This is a genomic window from Cupriavidus oxalaticus (assembly GCF_004768545.1).
Lineage (GTDB): Bacteria > Pseudomonadota > Gammaproteobacteria > Burkholderiales > Burkholderiaceae > Cupriavidus > Cupriavidus oxalaticus_A.
The window spans coordinates 152,105-169,204 of the sequence record NZ_CP038636.1; the positions used below are offsets into that span (position 1 = coordinate 152,105).

General features: G+C 64.3%; 16 protein-coding genes. 9 read left to right on the forward strand and 7 right to left on the reverse strand.

Features of this window, described 5'->3' with window-relative positions; all coding sequences use genetic code 11:
- Nucleotides 1-42: 42 nt before the first annotated feature.
- Complete coding sequence (locus E0W60_RS28715; RefSeq protein ID WP_135706426.1) at nucleotides 43-801, reverse strand: SDR family NAD(P)-dependent oxidoreductase; 759 nt, start codon at nucleotides 799-801, stop codon at nucleotides 43-45.
- Between the two features lie 199 nt (nucleotides 802-1,000).
- On the reverse strand, nucleotides 1,001-2,110 hold the full coding sequence (locus E0W60_RS28720; RefSeq protein ID WP_135706427.1) for an AraC family transcriptional regulator: 1,110 nt from the start codon (nucleotides 2,108-2,110) through the stop codon (nucleotides 1,001-1,003).
- 126 nt (nucleotides 2,111-2,236) lie between these two features.
- Here E0W60_RS28720 and E0W60_RS28725 point away from each other — a divergent pair, with 126 nt between their 5' ends.
- Together E0W60_RS28725 and E0W60_RS28730 are read left to right on the forward strand one after the other, a co-directional pair.
- The gene (locus tag E0W60_RS28725; RefSeq protein WP_135706428.1) at nucleotides 2,237-2,965 is read left to right on the forward strand and encodes an SDR family NAD(P)-dependent oxidoreductase; all 729 of its coding nucleotides are present in this window, start codon (nucleotides 2,237-2,239) and stop codon (nucleotides 2,963-2,965) included.
- A 139-nt stretch (nucleotides 2,966-3,104) separates the two neighbouring features.
- Nucleotides 3,105-4,118, forward strand: coding sequence for an AraC family transcriptional regulator (locus E0W60_RS28730; RefSeq protein ID WP_240746065.1), 1,014 nt, complete (start codon nucleotides 3,105-3,107; stop codon nucleotides 4,116-4,118).
- 128 nt (nucleotides 4,119-4,246) lie between these two features.
- Here E0W60_RS28730 and E0W60_RS28735 read toward each other — a convergent pair whose 3' ends face one another.
- The 5 genes from E0W60_RS28735 to E0W60_RS28755 all read right to left on the reverse strand — a co-directional run bounded on the left by E0W60_RS28735 (nucleotide 4,247) and on the right by E0W60_RS28755 (nucleotide 10,008).
- The gene (locus E0W60_RS28735; RefSeq protein WP_133098078.1) at nucleotides 4,247-5,107 is read right to left on the reverse strand and encodes an SDR family NAD(P)-dependent oxidoreductase; all 861 of its coding nucleotides are present in this window, start codon (nucleotides 5,105-5,107) and stop codon (nucleotides 4,247-4,249) included.
- Between the two features lie 35 nt (nucleotides 5,108-5,142).
- Nucleotides 5,143-6,162, reverse strand: a complete 1,020-nt coding sequence (locus E0W60_RS28740; RefSeq protein ID WP_135706429.1) for an NADP-dependent oxidoreductase — start codon at nucleotides 6,160-6,162, stop codon at nucleotides 5,143-5,145.
- Between the two features lie 77 nt (nucleotides 6,163-6,239).
- The gene (locus E0W60_RS28745) at nucleotides 6,240-7,487 is read right to left on the reverse strand and encodes a serine hydrolase domain-containing protein (protein ID WP_135706430.1); all 1,248 of its coding nucleotides are present in this window, start codon (nucleotides 7,485-7,487) and stop codon (nucleotides 6,240-6,242) included.
- A 273-nt stretch (nucleotides 7,488-7,760) separates the two neighbouring features.
- The gene (locus E0W60_RS28750; RefSeq protein WP_135706431.1) at nucleotides 7,761-8,738 is read right to left on the reverse strand and encodes a tripartite tricarboxylate transporter substrate binding protein; all 978 of its coding nucleotides are present in this window, start codon (nucleotides 8,736-8,738) and stop codon (nucleotides 7,761-7,763) included.
- Nucleotides 8,739-8,997: 259 nt separating this feature from the next.
- A complete protein-coding gene (locus E0W60_RS28755) occupies nucleotides 8,998-10,008 on the reverse strand; it encodes an AraC family transcriptional regulator (protein WP_135706432.1) in 1,011 nt (336 codons plus the stop codon).
- Nucleotides 10,009-10,175: 167 nt separating this feature from the next.
- Between E0W60_RS28755 and E0W60_RS28760 the strand changes: the two genes are divergently transcribed.
- The 7 genes from E0W60_RS28760 to E0W60_RS28790 all read left to right on the forward strand — a co-directional run bounded on the left by E0W60_RS28760 (nucleotide 10,176) and on the right by E0W60_RS28790 (nucleotide 17,073).
- Entirely contained in the window at nucleotides 10,176-11,234 is a 1,059-nt protein-coding gene (locus E0W60_RS28760; protein ID WP_133098082.1) for a 3-keto-5-aminohexanoate cleavage protein, read from the forward strand.
- A 110-nt stretch (nucleotides 11,235-11,344) separates the two neighbouring features.
- Complete coding sequence (locus E0W60_RS28765; protein ID WP_133098083.1) at nucleotides 11,345-12,091, forward strand: SDR family NAD(P)-dependent oxidoreductase; 747 nt, start codon at nucleotides 11,345-11,347, stop codon at nucleotides 12,089-12,091.
- 76 nt (nucleotides 12,092-12,167) lie between these two features.
- The gene (locus tag E0W60_RS28770) at nucleotides 12,168-13,139 is read left to right on the forward strand and encodes a quinone oxidoreductase family protein (protein WP_133098084.1); all 972 of its coding nucleotides are present in this window, start codon (nucleotides 12,168-12,170) and stop codon (nucleotides 13,137-13,139) included.
- 124 nt (nucleotides 13,140-13,263) lie between these two features.
- Nucleotides 13,264-14,244, forward strand: a complete 981-nt coding sequence (locus E0W60_RS28775; protein WP_135706433.1) for a tripartite tricarboxylate transporter substrate binding protein — start codon at nucleotides 13,264-13,266, stop codon at nucleotides 14,242-14,244.
- Nucleotides 14,245-14,256: 12 nt separating this feature from the next.
- Nucleotides 14,257-15,105 (forward strand): TauD/TfdA dioxygenase family protein, encoded by an 849-nt coding sequence (locus E0W60_RS28780; RefSeq protein WP_135706434.1) that lies wholly within the window; start codon nucleotides 14,257-14,259, stop codon nucleotides 15,103-15,105.
- Nucleotides 15,106-15,277: 172 nt separating this feature from the next.
- A complete protein-coding gene (locus E0W60_RS28785; protein ID WP_135706435.1) occupies nucleotides 15,278-16,435 on the forward strand; it encodes a porin in 1,158 nt (385 codons plus the stop codon).
- 68 nt (nucleotides 16,436-16,503) lie between these two features.
- A complete protein-coding gene (locus E0W60_RS28790) occupies nucleotides 16,504-17,073 on the forward strand; it encodes an RBBP9/YdeN family alpha/beta hydrolase (protein ID WP_135706436.1) in 570 nt (189 codons plus the stop codon).
- Nucleotides 17,074-17,100 lie beyond the last annotated feature (27 nt).

The window sequence follows — 17,100 nt, forward strand, 5'->3', positions numbered from 1 at the left end:
TCGTCCAGGGGCCCGCAGGTCAACCCGCCGATGGCGGCGAAGTCAGTAGTGGATGATGCCCGGCGTCCCGCCGCCGACTGCGATGGCCTCACCGTTGATTGCCACGCTCAATGGCGAGGCGAGGAAGGTCACCACGCAAGCGACCTCGCTGGCATCGACCATGCGGCCAAGGGAACTCCTGGTCGCCGCCCATGCCTCGGTTGCCGCGTCGGTCTTCTCGGTGCGCGTTGGCCCGGGATGGACCGCCGTGACATTGATGCCCTTCGGGCCAAGTTCGTCAGCAAGGTTCTTGGTGATGGCCGCCACGCCGACGTTGCGCAGCGTGGCGACGGGCCGGCCCGTGTGGTAAATCGCCAGGCCACCGATATTGATGATGCGGCCCCAGCCATTCGCGGCGAGATGCGGGGCCAGCGCCCGCGCGGTGCGAAGGTAGCCGATGACCTTGATGTCGATGTCTTCGAGCGCTTGCGCATCGACGATCTCGTCGAGCTGCGTGGCTGGTGAAATGCCGCCCGGCATGGCCGCAGCATTGATCAGGATATCGATGCCGCCCAGGGCTTCAATGGCCCGCGCCACCATGGCGTCGACAGAAGCCTTGTCGGCGGTGTCGACCGTGAGCGGCACAATGCGGCGGCCGGTCAGCGCCGCAAGTTCCGCGGCGGTCGCTTCCAGCGCTTCTTTCGCGCGAGCGGCGAGCACGACGTCCACCCCTTCCTGCGCGAGCTGAAGGGCAATCGTCTTGCCAATGCCGCGGCTGCCGCCGGTCACGATTGCACGCTTGCCTTCTAACTTCAGGTCCATGATCTCTCCGATTTCCTTCAATGGCTTTGGGGCGATCGTGCCATGAACACGTCGCCCCCTGGTCGCTTTGCGTCAACGCGTACACGGCCATCCGTTTCGTCGAGCGGGACCAGCAGGTGGCGGCACGTGACGACGTCGGCATCGGGACAAAGGTGGCTCATGTCGGCACCCCGACCAGCACACGCCCTTGCTCCAGCGCTCACGCGTCCGTGATTTGCATCGAATACACCTCGTGTTCCGTTTCGACCCGGACGCATGCTAGCCGCGGCGCACCTGATGCCACTGCGCAGCGCTGGCGCGTATTTTCCGGTGCCGGTGGTTGACGGCGCCACGCCGACACGCTGCAGCCGAAGCGCATGGAGAACCACCGGGAGAAGGCACTGAGCGAGGAAAAGCCCATCAGGATCGCAACCTCCGACAGCGGTCGTTCGCTGTTTTTCACGTACCTCGTGACGAGATCGACCCTGACTGCATCGACGACGGCCAGGTAATTCTGTCCATAGGCAGCCAGATGGCGATGCATCGTCTTGCGGTCGATGCCAAGCTGCCGGGCCACCTGTTCGGCCCCGCACTCGCCGGCTGGCAACAGCGCGAATACCAGCTTCCGTACCTTGTCGGGCATGGTGGAGCCGGATTGCGCCAGCTTGATATCCAGGAATTCGCGCGCATGCCGGCCCAGCGCCGGATCCGAGGCTGCGCCAGCCACGTCGAGATCGGAGGCAGCCAGCACGATGCCATCGAAATCCTGGCGGAATCGCACCGGTACACCGAACACGCGCCGATGCGTGGCAAGGCTGGCTGGCGCGGCGTGGCTGAAGCAGACGCTGCGTGGCTTCCATGCCGACCCGGCAAGCAGCTTGAACAACCGGAACCAGAGGCAAATGACGAATTCCGTCGATTGCCGCATAGAACCTTCCACGTACACGAGGAGTTCAAGCCTGACAAGCGCGGCGTCCCCGACCGTCTCGATGCGCAAATCGATACCTTCGTTGAGCAAATGCAGATAGCGCGCCATCGCATCCAGCGCATTGCGCAGCGTGGCGCCCTCGCGCATCACCGTCCACAGGGGGCCCTGTGTTGTCAGTTGACGGGCTTCCGCCACGCGTAGCCCAAGATCTTCCAGGCCGGCAAGCTGCGCCGAATCTTCCAGCAACTGCGTGACCGACTTCGCCGGCACCCGCATTTCCGGGTCCACCAGGGCCGTCGGGCTGATACCCGCCTGCCGGAGTTGGCGGTAGGGATCCAGGCCGAGTTGGCGGGCCACGTCGACAAACTCCGTCAGGTTCACGTGTTGCAGCAGCGTCGACATAGGAGTTCCCCCAAGGTGCCCCAAAATGTAAAGTCGCTGCCCCGGAATGTCAATGCATCGCGCGCCGGTTCTTCAATACTTGCATCGACCCTTCTGCTTCCGCAAAGCGAGACCGAGAGACTGACAATGAGCCAGATCGACCCCAACCTGCTCAAGGACAAAGTTGCCGTGATCACCGGCGCGGGCCGCGGCATCGGACGCACCATTGCACTGGCCTATGCCAGCGCCGGTGCTGCGGTGGTATGCAGCGCCCGCAGCGAAGCCGACATCGGGCAGACAGCCGCGCTGATCCGCGAAGCGGGTGGCCGGGCCATTGCCCAGACCGTAGACGTGGCGGACTACGAGACCGTCGCGAGCCTGTTCCGGCGCGCCAGCGATACCTTTGGCGGTGTCGATATCGTCGTGGCCAATGCCGGTGTCGCGCTCGAGCAGCGCAGGATCGCTGACGGCGATCCCGCGCTCTGGCGCAAGACCATCGATATCAACCTGACCGGTGCCTACCACACTGCCCATGCCGCCATTCCCCACCTGCGGCGCCGCGGCACCGGCAAGATCATCATGATCGGTTCCGGCCAGCGCAAGCGGCCCAACGCGGGCTTTTCGGCCTACTCGTGCTCCAAGAGCGGCCTGTGGATGCTTACCCAGTCGCTGGCGTTGGAGCTCCAGGAGGACAACATCAGCGTCAATGAGCTGATACCGGGGCCGGTCAGGACGGACATGACGCGCGACGTTGCCGCGCCGCCCGGCGAATGGTTCAAGGATCCCGCGGACGTCGTCCCGCTTGCCCTGTTCCTGGCCGGCATGCCTGATTTCGGCCCCAGCGCGCAGAGCTACAGCCTGATGCGCCGCGCCTGACGCCAAGGTGGGCGACAGACCCGGCGCAGACACAGTTCCCGCGACAACCGCCGGCTGCAATGGCCTTGCAGCCGCTGCCCGTGCAAGGAGGCCCATGAGCCGTTTGGTCCGCAGTGCCACGCTGACGCGCTATACCGAGGTGGCCCGCTCGGTTGGGGTGGATCCACTGCAAATCCTGGCAAAAGTGGGGCTGCCGCCAGGCTGCCTGGACGCCGGCGACAACCTGGTCTGCGCCAGCGCAGTCTGCCGGCTTCTCGAAATGACCGCCGCAGCCTCCGATGCCGAAGACTTCGGCCTGCGCATGGGGGAGGGCCGTCAACTATCGGTTCTCGGGCCCCTCGGCATGGCCGTGCGTGATTCGCGGACGCTGCGCGATGCGCTTGGTGCGATGGTGCGCTACATCACGCTGCACAGCGAGGCTCTGTTCCTCGGCGTGGAGGAACGGGAGGGCGCTCTTGTCATCCGCGTGTCGCTGATGGTCGAGCATTCCGGGCCGACACGCCAGGCCGACGAAATGGTAGTGCTTTCGCTTTACCGGATGCTCCAGGAACTGATCGGTCCACGGTGGCGCGCGCGCCGTATCTGCCTTTCGCATGGCGCCCCAAGCAATCCGGCATCGCACGCGCGCGTGTTCGGCCGGCCGGTGGATTTCGGTTGCGACTTTAACGGCATTGTCTGCGATCTGAAGGACATGGAGGCAGTGCCGTGCTCCGCGCGCCCGGAGCTGGCGCAGTACGCCCATGCCTATCTGGACTCGCTGACTGCGCGTGCGGCCCTGTCCATGACCGAAAAAGTCCGGCGCATGGTGCTGTCCTTGCTCCCTTCGGGAAACTGCAGTGTGGAGCGCGTCGCCAGCCAGCTTGGCGTCGACCGGCGCACGGTCCACCGCAAGCTGCTGCAGGAAGGCTCGACCTTCAGCAGCATTCTCGATGAGGTCCGGGCCTCGCTGGCGGTGCAGTATCTCCGGCATGCGGAACGCCCGGTCAGCTACGTGGCCGTGTTGCTCGGGTTTTCGATGCAGAGCGCGTTCTCGCGCTGGTTCCGCGATCATTTTGGCTGCAGCCCCAGTGCATGGCGCAGCGATGGCGCGCAGTCGGCCGGGCCCGTTGCACGGCAAGTGCTGGTGGCGGCAAGCACGGAGCAGCGCGTCTAGAACCGAATTGCCCAGGCCACCTGTGCCTTGACTGATTCGCGCAAGAGCGGCGAGCACGCCGCTGCCTGCAGCGCCGCATCTTCCGCGGACCAGACCTGCGCCTCACCGTCGAAGCGCGGCTGGATGGATCATGCCGGGGGCGCTCCGGTGGCGATGGCAGGTGCGCGCTCCAGTGCGCCGAGAATCCGCGCGAATCGCGCTTCCAGCCGCGGCCGCATGCGTGTCGGCGTGAAGATATAGAACTCGCCCGCGCGAATGGCCTCCAGTGCCTGGCTGGCCACCAGTTCCGGCGCCGTGCCAGCGGCAATACTGGCCTTGAACGATTCGCTGGCATGGCTTGAGCGTGCGGCGATGAGGGTCTTCACCGGACCCGGACAAAGCACCGAGACGCCAATGCCGGTGCCGTCGAGCTCCTGCTCTAGTGCCTCGCAGAGGGCCACGACGCTGTATTTGGTGGCTGCGTACGCTCCCATCGGAAAGTTGCCGTTCACCCAGAAGCCAGCGCCTGACGCCGTTGCGACGAAATGGGCTGGCTCGCCGTGCCGCCGCAGCAGCGGCAGGAAGTGACGGATGCCGTGAATCACGCCAAACACGTTGATGCCGAACGCGCGTGTCCAGTCCTGCTCGGACAGCGATGCCAGTTCGCCGCTCATATCGATGCCGGCATTGTTGAAGACCAGGTGGATGCGCCCCAGTTTTGCCGCGAACTCCGCCGCCGCATCGCGCACGTCCGCGTCGGAGGAAACATCCAGTACGCGCGTGCAGATGCGCCTGCCGGTCGATGCGAGCCGCTCGCGTGCAGCGTCAAGTCCGTGCGCGTCGATGTCGGCCAGCGCAAGGTCGGCACCGCGCGCCGCCAGTGTATCGGCCAGCGCGAGGCCGATGCCGGACGCGGCGCCCGTGATGATTGCCGTCTTGCCCTGAAAGTCCTGAAGGCGGGGTCGCGCGTCCGGCAGGGATTCGTAGCTGTCGATGTCAGGATGAATCATGGATGTCGCAAGTAAGGACTGAGGGGCCGCGGCATTCAGCCGATGACGGATTCGGGGGCAAGGCGGACAAGCTGCTTGCCGATGTTCTTGCCGGTAAACAGGCGGTTCAGGGCGGCGGGCGCCTGCTCGATGCCCTCAATGACGTCGACCCGGTACTTGAGCTGGCCGTCCCTGACCCATTTCGCCATGGCCTCCACGGCTTCGTGGAACCTCGGCCGGTAGTCCGAAATGAGGAACCCTTCGATGCGGGCGCGTTTCATGATGACGTTGCGGAACATCTTCGGGCTCCACCAGTCACCGCTCGCGTTGTAAGTCGAGATCATTCCGCATAGCGCGATACGGGCACCCGGGTTGATCAGTGCCAGCACGGCGTCCATGGTGTCCCCGCCCACGTTCTCGAAATCGATGTCGATGCCGTCCGGGCAGGCGGCGCGAAGGTCGGCAAGCACGTTGCCCGCCTTGTAGTCGATACAGGCATCCAGGCCAAACTCATCCATGACGAACCGGCATTTGCCCTGGCCGCCCGCAACGCCCACCACCCGGCAGCCGAGTATCTTGCCGATCTGGCCGGCGATCGAGCCGACGCCGCCTGCGGCGGCCGACACCACAATGGTTTCGCCAGCCTTGGGCCTGGCAATGTCGAGCATGCCGAAATAGGCCGTCATGCCGGAGCTGCCCAGCACGCTCGCATAGGCATGCAGGGGCAGGCCGTACTCCACCGGGACGCGCCGGGCAGTTCTTGTTACCGAATACTCTTCCCACGCCATGCCGCCTTCGACAATGTCGCCAGGCTTGAAGTCCGGGTGATGGGACTCCACGACCACGCCCATGGTGACGCCGCGCATCACCTCGCCAAGCGCCACCGGGGCCATGTACTGGTCGATATCGCTCATCCAGACACGGTTGGTCGGCGCCACCATGAGATAGATGTTGCGCACCAGGATCTCGCCGTCCCGCGGTTGTGGCAGCGGCGCTTCCACGAGCTGCAGATCGTTGTCGCCGATATCGCCGACGGGGCGCTGCCTGAGGATCCAGCGCCGGTTCATTGTCTTCATGCTTGCTCCTCCGTAATTCGTGCCTGGCGCCGTGTGTGCGCGGGCCGCACTGCCGGTCGCCGCAATGCGCTCGCTGCTCAGTCTTCCAGCGCGCCGTATACGATGTTGCGTAACAGGGACCGGTATCCGACGCGCGTCGCCAGGTCGTTTTCCTGAAGCATCAGGATGGCGAGCAGCTGCTCTTGCGGATCCGCCCAGAAATAGGTCCCGAGCGCGCCGCCCCAGTAGAAATCGCCGACCGAACCCGGCACCGGGCTCAACCCCCGCGCGGTGCGCACACCCACTGTCAGGCCATGGCCCTGGCCGAGTTCGGGCAATGGTGCGTTGATGCCGAGCCCTGTTGTCGAATTGCCAAAGCGCGTGGACCAGGGCAGGTGGTTGCCAAGCATCAATTCGACGGTTTTCCTGGAGAGCAGGCGCACGCCATCGAGCACACCGCCGTTGAGCAGCATCTGGCAGAACCGCGCGTAGTCGCCGGCCGTGGACAGCAGGCCGGCGCCCCCGGAATGCCAGCGAGGCGGGTCCTGCTCGTCGTAGTCGAACAGGGCGGTGGATTTGCCGGATGCGCCGGAGGGCAGCGCCAGGCCCGCGCCGTCCTGCCTGATCAACCGGAAGCCTGTTGCATGCATGCGCAGTGGCCGCGCCACGCGCTCCGCGACGAAGCGAGCGAGGTCCATGCCCGAGACGATCTCGACAATGCGGCCAAGCACGTCGGTGGACATGCCATATTCGAACACCTCGCCCGGCTGGCATTGCAGCGGGATGGCCGCCAGCTTCGCGACCATCTCGGCATTGGTCTGTCCGGGATCCATCAGGCCGCTATCGCGATACTGGCGCTGCACCAGCGAATCGCCGAATTGCCCGTATGTCAGACCGGAGGTGTGCCGGAACAGGTCGTGAACGTTCATGGCGCGGCGCATGGGCTCGAGCGCAAGGCGGCGCTCCCCGGTATTCGCATCGGCCGACTCGACGCCGACCTGTAGGCGGGCGAACTCGGGGATGTAGCGCTCGACCGGGTCGTTCAGGGCCAGCCGGCCCTCTTCCATCAATATCAGCGCCGCCACGCCGACGACGGGCCGCGTCATCGCTGCAATGCGGAAGACCGAATTGCGCTGCATCGGACGCGACGGGGTATCCGCATGCTCGAAGCCAAACGCATCGAACCAGGCGATGCGGCCTTTGCGCGCAACAAGCACGACAGCGCCCGGGATCTTGCGCCGGTCGACATCCGCATTGATCACCAACGAGATCGACTGCAGCCGCCGCGCGGACAGCCCCACCTCTTCGGGGGTGTCGGCATAGTCCAGGGCATGGGTGAGAGGCAAAGCAAGCTCCTGCAAGGTTCGGCGGACTGAGGGGCGGCGGTGCGCGGTGCGCTGTACCGTGAGGTATGTGTGCCGATTCTAGGCAGACGGTCGGCCTGGCGATTGATGATAGGGGTCTTTGCCGTGACCGCCGGGGACATTGCGCAAGCGGGTGTCGATGGAGATCGGGGAGGAGGGAGCGATCGGCGAAGGTTGAAGAATCGCGCCGATCGTCGCGATGGCCTAAAGCTCCGGCAGGAAGGAAACAGCCAACGCCGCCGGAGCCGCTGACAGTCAGGGCTGGATGTTATTGGCCTTCACGATGGCGGCATTGCGATCGTATTCGGCGCGCAAGGCCTGACCAAGCTGAGCCAGGGTTTGCGCTGGCACGGTCTCGAAGCCGAGCCCGAGAATCCGGTCCTGCACCTTGGACGTCGAGGCTGCCTTGTAGACGGCAGCCTGGATCTTCTGGACCACGTCTGACGGCACCCTGGACGATACGAACACGCCCGCCCAGTTGTTGAAGTCAATGTCCGGATAGCCCAGCTCGGCAAAGGTCGGGACCTGTGGCAGTAGCGGCGAACGCTGTTTCGCGGCCAGGGCATAGGCCTGCAGCTTGCCGGCCTTGATCATCGGCAGCGAGGTCACCATCCCGTCGTACATCACGGCGATCTGTCCGCCCATGACCTGTGTCAGCGCCGGGGGAGAGCCGGCAAAAGGCACGTGCTGCAGATCCATGCCAGCTCTCTGGTTCATGATCAGACCGGCATAGTGGGCGACCGTGCCTGCGCTGTAGGAAGCAAAACTGAGCTGGCCCGAATGGGCCTTCGCATAGCTGACCAGGCCTGGCAGGTCCTTGGGCGGCAGGCTCGTCGACCCGACCAGCACGAGGGTCGACCTGGCCACTGCGGCCACGGGCTTCACGTCCTTTATTGGATCGAAGGACGTCTTCATCACATGCGGGATTTCCGTGAGCACGTTGGTGGTCGACACCAGGATGGTCTGCCCGTCAGCCGGCGCCGCCAGCATGGTGTTGATCGCAATGCTGCCGCCGGCGCCCGGCTTGTTATCGACCACCACGGGCTGGCCCAGTTCCGCCGTGAGCGCTTCGGACAGCACGCGTGCCAGCACATCCATGGTGCCGCCGGCAGGCGCAGGGATCAGTACCCGGACCGGCTTGTTGGTCCATGCCATGGCGACGGGCATGGACAGGGCCAGGACAGCGCAAACGGCGGCGCGGCGCACGCAGTTCAGGGCAGGGCGGATTTGCATAGATGTCTCCCCGTTATGGGTGTGGGCTCGAAATGGGTGCCATTGACGACGGAAGTCGTGCGAGAAGTATGAGCGGTCGATGCAAAGCCTCTTAACATTCGGGGGCAAATACTTGACATTTCGGGACAGTTAGGGAAAGCCCAATGGGGGCCTTTCGGGCCGCGTGCAGGAACACGAGAAGATGCCGGCGAACATGATCGCCACCGTTAGTTGAGAGACCGGCGTCGGAGTGGCGAATAAAGCCGCATAGGCACGCGGCTCATCTCAAGCTTCGCAGCTTCATGCTGCGCCACTGCGTCGGCGTCATGCCGAACTGCGCCGTGAACCAGCGGACGAACGAGCCATAAGCAGAGTAGCCAAGCGATTCGGCAATGCGTCCAAGCGAGTAAGTTCTGTTGTCCATATAGTGGGTAACGAGATCGCGCCTTACGCCATTGACCATGTCTGAGAAGACCTTTCCAGCGCCTTCGAGTTGGCGCTGCAGTGTACGCACGTTCATCCCCAGGCCCTGAGCAACCTGCTCGATCGTCGCGCGTCCTGCCGGAAGCATCAGATAGATGGCCTTGCGCACCTCGAGCACAATCGACGGCTCGTTGGCGCCCGGCAGGCCTGCAAGCAGGCGTTGCGCATGGCGTGCCATGACCGGGTCGGCAATCGGGTTGGGCAAGTCCAGGTCGGCAGCGCGGCAGATCAAGCCATTGAAAGCGCTTGCAAACTCCAGCTTCCCCCCGAAGATGCGGCGGTGCAGCCGCAGATCATCGGGAGCGTCATGAGTGAAATGGACGCTGAGGGGATGCCAGGACGTGCCGATCAGTGTGCTGCACATGCGTGACAGTGTGCCCAGTGCCAGCTCGACGGACTGCATGGTCGGCCCGGCCTCATCCGCGACGACGTCCTCGCGCACGATGACCTTCCTGCCGGTCTCCTCAATACGGATGACCAGGAATTCATTCATCAGGTGGCGATACTGAACCATGGTTCCAAGCGCGTCGCGCAGCGTTCTTTGATGCGTGAGCAATACGCTGACGACGCCGAGGTCGGACAGCTGCCACAGGTCGGCCATACGCAGCCCGAACGTCGGGCATTGCGTGAGTCGCGCTGACTCTTCCAGCAAGGTTACGGCGGCACTCCCGGAAATCCAGTGTTCCGGGTCTGCAAGCATCTCGCTGCTCAACCCCAGCTTGCGCAGCAACGGCCGCGGTTCAAGGTCCAGTTGCTTCGCAACCTTGAAATAGTGGGTCAGCACGCCAGTGCGAATCAATGTGCTCATTGCCTCTCCTTCACCCGGTGTAGCCCGGATCCATTCGTTCCGGGGAAACCCGAATGCCTCGGCATTCTGTCACGAAATGAGACATGAATGTCGTGAAATGAGAGACAACGCCCAACCCGGGATTACTAGACTAATCCCGTGAATCGACGATGAACAAGGAGATAGAAATGCAATTTCTGGATGACTCGCTGCACCCCGAGAACATGGACAAGGTGGTCATCACCGTGGCTCCGTACGGCCCGGAGTGGATGCCGGAAGATTTCCCCGAAGACATCCCCGTGACCATGGAAGAGCAGATCCAGAAAGCGGTGGATTGCTATGAGGCCGGCGCCAGCGTGCTGCACCTGCACGTACGTGAGCCGGATGGCAAGGGATCCAAGCGCCTGTCCATGTTCAACGAACTGATCGCCGGCGTGCGTAAGGCGGTGCCGGACATGATCATCCAGGTCGGCGGCTCGATCTCGTTCGCACCGGAAGATGAAGGCCAGGCCGCGAAGTGGCTGGATGATGACACGCGTCACGCGCTGGCGGATCTCGACCCCAAGCCGGACCAGGTGACGGTAGCACTCAACACCATCCAGATGAACATCATGGAGCTGATCTACCCGGAGTTCTACGAGAACACGCACATGGCCAACCCGGCCGTCTACGACGCCTACCGTGAAATGATCGTTCCGGCCGGCCCGGCCTGGGCGGAAGAGCACCTGCGCCGCCTGCAGGAAGCCGGCATCCAGCCGCACTTTCAGCTGGTGGGCATGCATGCGCTCGAAACGCTGGACCGCATGGTGCGCAGGGGCCTCTACAAGGGCCCGCTGAACCTTACCTGCATCGGCATCGGTGGCGGCCACCACGGACCGCATCCGTACAACCTGTTCGACTTCATCCAGCGGGCGCCGGACGGCTGCACCATCACCTCGGAGTCATTGTTCAAGAACGTACTGCCGTGGAACACGATGGCGCTGGCAATGGGTATGCACGTGCGCTGCGGCATCGAGGACACCCTCATCGATCAGCACGGCAATCGCTTCACCTCGGTGCAGCAGATCCAGCAGACCGTGCGTATCGCCAAGGAGTTGGGCCGCGAGATCGCCGATGGCAAGGAAGCGCGGGAAATCTACCGCATCGGCACCTGGTACGACGATGTCGATGAAACCCTGGCCGCCAACGGCATGACCCCGAACCGCAAGCCTGGTGTCAAGAACGTGCCGCTGCGCAACGCAGCCTGAGCCGCCGGCTACGGCGCAGACAATGAATCGATCCGGTTGATGTGTGCACTCCAGCCTGAATTGGTGCAACTGGATCGATCTGTTTTGACTTGATTCAAATAGGGAATGTCATGACTCGTACCGTCGTTCTCGTTACGGGAGCCACGTCTGGAATCGGCCGCGCAACCGCGCTTGCATTTGGCCGTGATGGGGCACAAGTGGTTTGCTCCGGCCGCAATGCCACCGCAGGCGCCGCACTTGTGTCACAACTCCGGGAGCTCGGTGCCGAAGCCGAGTTCGTGCCCGCTGACGTAGCTAATGAGGAGCAGGTCCGCCAACTTGTCGAGCACACCGTCACCCGCTTTGGACGGCTCGATGTCGCAGTGAACAGTGCCGGGACGGAAGGCACGCCAGGGTCGATCGTTGACCAGACGGTGGAATCCTATGCAGCGACCTTCGACGCCAATGTCCTTGGGACGTTCCTGAGCATGAAGTACGAGTTGCGCGTCATGCTGGAGCAGAAGGAGGGCGTTGTGATCAACCTCTCCTCCACCATGGGAAGCCGCGGCAACGCACAGAATCCGATGTATGTGGCCAGCAAGCACGCAATCGAAGGCTTGACCAAGGCCGCAGCACTCGATGCGGCCAGATCGAATGTACGAGTGAATGCGGTTGCCCCTGGACCGATCGAGACCGGGATGCTGGATCGCATCGCGGGAGGCGCCGAGAAAGTTGCGGCAGTTGCCGCGAGTATCCCGGCGGGTCGCATCGGGACCCCGGAGGAGGTCGCCGACGCCATCGTGTTCCTGGCCTCCCCACGGTCCAGGTACATAACGGGCCAGATTGTCGCAGTCAATGGCGGCAAGACAGCGATGTAGTCGCTGACGCGCTGGGCAGTGGGATTGCCCCCGGCGCGCTCAGAGGCAATAAGCAAAGAATTTCAGGAGACAAGTCATGGCAAAAGCAATCCGGTTCTACGAGACGGGCAGCGCAGACGTGCTCAAGCTCGAGACCGTGGAAGTCGGCAACCCCGGCCCCGGCCAGGCGCGCGTGCGGCACAGCTACATCGCCGTCAATTTCATCGATATCTATTTCCGCACCGGCCACTACCCACTGGACCTGCCCAATGGCCTCGGCTCTGATGCCGTGGGTGTGGTCGAGGCAGTGGGCCCCGGCGTCACCGACATCCGCGTGGGCGACCGCGTGGGCTACCTGCTCGGCCCGCAGGGCGCCTACTCGGACGTGCGGGTCATGCCTGCCGAGTGGCTGATCCCGCTGCCGGACGGCGTCTCCGACCGCGTCGCCTCGACGCTCATCATGAAGGGCATGACGGCGCAATACCTGTTCCGCCAGGTCTACCCGCTCAAGGGCGGCGAAACCATCCTCTATCACGCCGCAGCCGGCGGCGTGGGCCTGATCGCCTGCCAGTGGGCACGCGCGCTTGGCGTGAACATGATCGGGACGGTCAGCACCGACGAGAAGGCGGAGCTTGCCAGGGCCAACGGCTGTTCGCACGTCATCGTCACCTCGCGCGAGAACATCGTCGATCGCGTGATGGAAATTACCGACGGCAAGAAGGTTCCGGTGGTGTTCGATTCGGTCGGCAAGTCGACGCTGGACGCCTCGCTGTCCTGCCTGCAGGTGCGCGGCACGCTGGTCAGCAACGGCACGACTTCTGGCCCCGTCGAGATCGACAGCCGCACGCTCGCGGCGAAGGGCTCGCTCTGGGTCACGCGTCCGGCCATGGTCCACTATGCCACCCCGCGCTCGCACATGCTCGCCATGGCCAGCGAGGTGTTCGACATGGTGATAGCCGGAAAGATCACCAGCGAGCCGAAGCAGCAGTTTGCGCTGGAAGAGGCCGCGCAGGCCCATCGCGCGCTGGAAAACAGGCAGACGAGCGGTGCCACCGTACTGGTGCCGTAAAGCCGTCCCGTAGTCCCTCCCATGCAGCGGTCGCATTTTCCCCCTCGCCGGGGCGAGGGTTGGGGGACGGCTGCGCCCTCGAAAGCAAGTTCACATTGCTGGAAACACCGAGATGGAGACAAAGATGTCAGTCCGACCTGCCGTTCTGCGCGTGCGCCGCGTCGTCGCCGCATCGATCCTTGCACTTGCCATGCCCGCCGCCATGGCGTGGACCAACAAGCCGGTGCGCGTACTGGTGCCAGCGCCTGCCGGCGGCACGATGGACGTGATGGCCCGCATACTGTCCGAACAACTCACGGCAGACCTGGGCCAGCCCGTGGTTGTCGACAACAAGCCGGGTGCCGGCGGCGCCATCGCGGTCGGCGCATTGCTGGCGGCGCCGCCCGATGGCCAGACCATCCTGGTGTCGGCGACCAACGTGTTCGCGGAAATCCCGCACGCGATGAAGGTGCCCTACGATCCGATGAAGGACGTGAAGCCGGTTGCGGCCGCGGCCAGGTCGACCCTGCTGCTCGTCAGCGCGCCCGGCCTGCCCGCCAAGGACCTGCCGGGGCTGATCAGCTACGTGAAAGCGCATCCGGGTAACCTGAGCTTTGCCACCTACGGCCCGGGCACGGCCTCGCAGTACGCCGGCATGATCATGAACCAGAAGGCGGGGATGGATCTCCAGAACATCCCGTTCGCGGGATCGCCGCAGGCCCTGACGCAGGTGATGGGCGGGCAGATCGCCGTGATGTATGACGGCATGGTGACATCGCTGCCATACCTAAAGGCGGGCAAGCTCAAGGCCTATGCCGTGGCCGCCAGGCAGCGCTTGCCGATGCTCCCGCAGGTGCCGACCTTCGCCGAACTGGGCTATCCGGAGGTTGACTTCAGCAACTGGACCGGCGTGTTCGTGTCATCCAAGGTGCCGGCAGAGCTGACCGAGAAGATCCAGGCCGCGGTCCACAAGGCAGCCTCCAGGGCCGGCGTGCAGGAACGGATTGCCGCGCTCGGGTTCGAGCCGCTGCAGCCGCAGAGCCTTGGCCAGCTCAGCCACGATCTGCGCGCCGATTTCGATCGCAACGCCCGCATCGTGAAGACCTTCAACCTCCAGCCGCAATGACATCCATCGACCATGCGAGTTGAACAACTTACCTGTGCGATCGGCGCGGAACTCATTGGGGTCAGCCTGGCCGATGCGATCCATGATGATGGCCTGTTCGCCGGCATCCGCGAAGCGCTGCTCAAACACCGCGTGCTGTTCCTGCGCGACCAGGACATCACGGCTGCCCAGCACGTGGCCTTTGCGCGCCGCTTCGGGGAGTTGGAGGATCACCCCGTGACGGGCAGCGACCCGGAGAATCCGGGGTTGGTGCAGATCTACAAGACGCCGGCCAACCCGCCGGATCGCTACGAGAACGCCTGGCATACGGATGCGACCTGGCGCGAAGTGCCGCCGCTTGGCGCCGTGTTGCGGTGCCGGGAGTGCCCGCCAATCGGGGGCGACACCATGTGGGCCAACATGGTGCTTGCGTACGAGAACCTGCCCGGCCACGTCAAGGAGCAGATCGCCGACCTGCGGGCGCGTCACAGCATCGAGGCGAGCTTTGGCGCCGCCATGCCAATCGAGCGGCGCCTGGCGCTGAAGAGCCAGTTCCCTGACGCCGAGCACCCGGTGGTGCGGACCCACCCGGAGACTGGCGAGAAGGTGCTGTTCGTCAACGGATTTACCACTCACTTCACCAACTTCCACACGCCGGCGCGCGTGCGCTTCGGGCAGGACCACAGCCCCGGCGGCGCCGACCTGCTGCGCTACCTGGTCACGCAGGCCTATATCCCCGAACACCAGGTCCGCTGGCGCTGGACGAAGAACAGCGTGGCCATCTGGGACAACCGTTCGACCCAGCATTACGCCGTCATGGACTATCCGCCGTGCCACCGGAGGATGGACCGCGCCACCATCGTCGGAGACCGTCCTTTCTGATCACAGCAGGCCGCCGCATACCGGGAGGGTGCTGGCTGCCGATCGTTGAACTGGGGGGCGGATTGCAAGACCCATCCCCCCTGTAGTAGCGGCGCACCAGACGCCGGAAGTCGTAGTGACTGAGCCTGAGAACAATCAAATGAAAACGATGAACCATGGAGGATGGGAGTAGATGAAAAGAGCATTTCTTGCCCTGGCCGCCGCGATGGCATGTGGTACGGTCCAGGCGCAGTCCAGCGTAACGTTGTACGGCGTGATCGACGTCAACCTCGAATACGTCAATAAGGTCGGCGTCGTGCCGTCGGCGGCCAACGGCTTCAATCCCGGTACGGGCAATTCGGTGTTCCGCGAGAACTCCGGCGGCTACTCCGGCTCGCGTTGGGGCCTGCGCGGCACGGAAGACCTCGGTGGCGGGCTGAAGTCCATCTACGTGCTGGAAAGCGGCTTCAACGCCGATACCGGCACCCAGCAGCAGGGCGGGCGCATGTTCGGCCGCCAGGCTTTTGCCGGCCTCAAGTCGGACTACGGGCAGGTCACCTTCGGCCGCCAGTACACTTCGCTGTTCGTGTCGTTGGCCAACTTCATGCCGGCCCGCTTCGCCACGCAGTATGAACCGGCGGGCGTCATCGCCGGCGCGAACTTCCGCGAGGACAACGTGGCGCAGTACACCGGCACGTTCGGTCCCGTGACCGCCATGGCGCACTGGTCGTTCGGCGTCGGTACGACGCTGCCGCAGATCAATCCCGGTATTCCCACGTTGGGCGGCAACGGCGAAGTGCCGGGCCAGTTCCGCCGGGATTCGGCCTACGGTGCGGGCGTGACCTACATGAACGGCCCGCTCGGGCTGGGCGTTGCCTACGACCAGTGGAACCCGACGATCGGCACGAGCAACGGCACGTTGAAGAAGGCGGCCGTCATGGCCAGCTATGCGATTGGCGCGGGTAAGTTGATGGGCGGCTACCGCTGGGGGCAGAACAAGGACCAGACCGGCAGGGAGTTCCTGCGCGACGACTTCTACTGGATCGGTGGCCAGTACCGCGTGTCGGCTGCGCTGGACTTCACGCTGGAGTATGACTACCAGAACCTGAAGAATGTCGGCGGCAACACGCACGCGGCAAATCCGTGGCAGATCGCTCTGATCGCCGACTACGCGCTCTCGAAGCGGACTGACGTGTATCTGACCACTGCGTATACCCGCAACGCAGGCCTGACCATGGACTCGGCAGCGAGCGGCTTCGCTACCAGCCTGGCGCTGGGCAATAGCTACTCGCTGTCCAATGGGCAGAAGTCCATGTTCGTTGCGGCCGTGGGCATCCGCCATATCTTCTGACCGTTGCGTACATCCCGCAGGGCAGGGAGCGATCACGCTCCGGATCTCAACCGAGGAAATCGATTTCCATGACTTCTACCAACCTGCCGACGGTCGTGATTGTTCCCGGTCTTCGCGACCACATGCCGGAGCACTGGCAAACGCTGCTCGCCGAACAACTGCAAGCGCAGGGAAGGGCTGTGCAGATCGTGCCGCAGATCGACCAAGACAAGGCCCTGCGCAGCGCCAGGGTGGCGAACCTCGAGCGCGTCGTCAGCGGCATCGAAGGGCCGATCGTCCTGGTGGCCCATAGCATGGGATGCTGCATCGCCGTGCACTGGGCGCAGCAGACGACGCGCGAGGTCCAGGGCGCTTTGCTCGCGGCCCCCGCCGACCTCGACACGCCCCTGCCCGCCGGCTACTCCGATCCGCAGACGCTGGCTGCCAACGGCTGGACGCCGCTGCCCAGGGCGCGCCTGCCGTTCCCGAGCATCGTGGTCGGCAGCCGCAACGACCCGATCGGAGGATTCGAGCAGGTCCACGCCCTTGGGCAAGCCTGGGGTAGCCGCTTCGTCGATGGCGGCGACATCGGCCACCTCTCGCCGCTCGACGGATATGGCAACTGGCCGAAAGCCGCGGAGTTGCTCCGCGAGCTGTGACATTCATCATTCATTGCGTCTCCACTC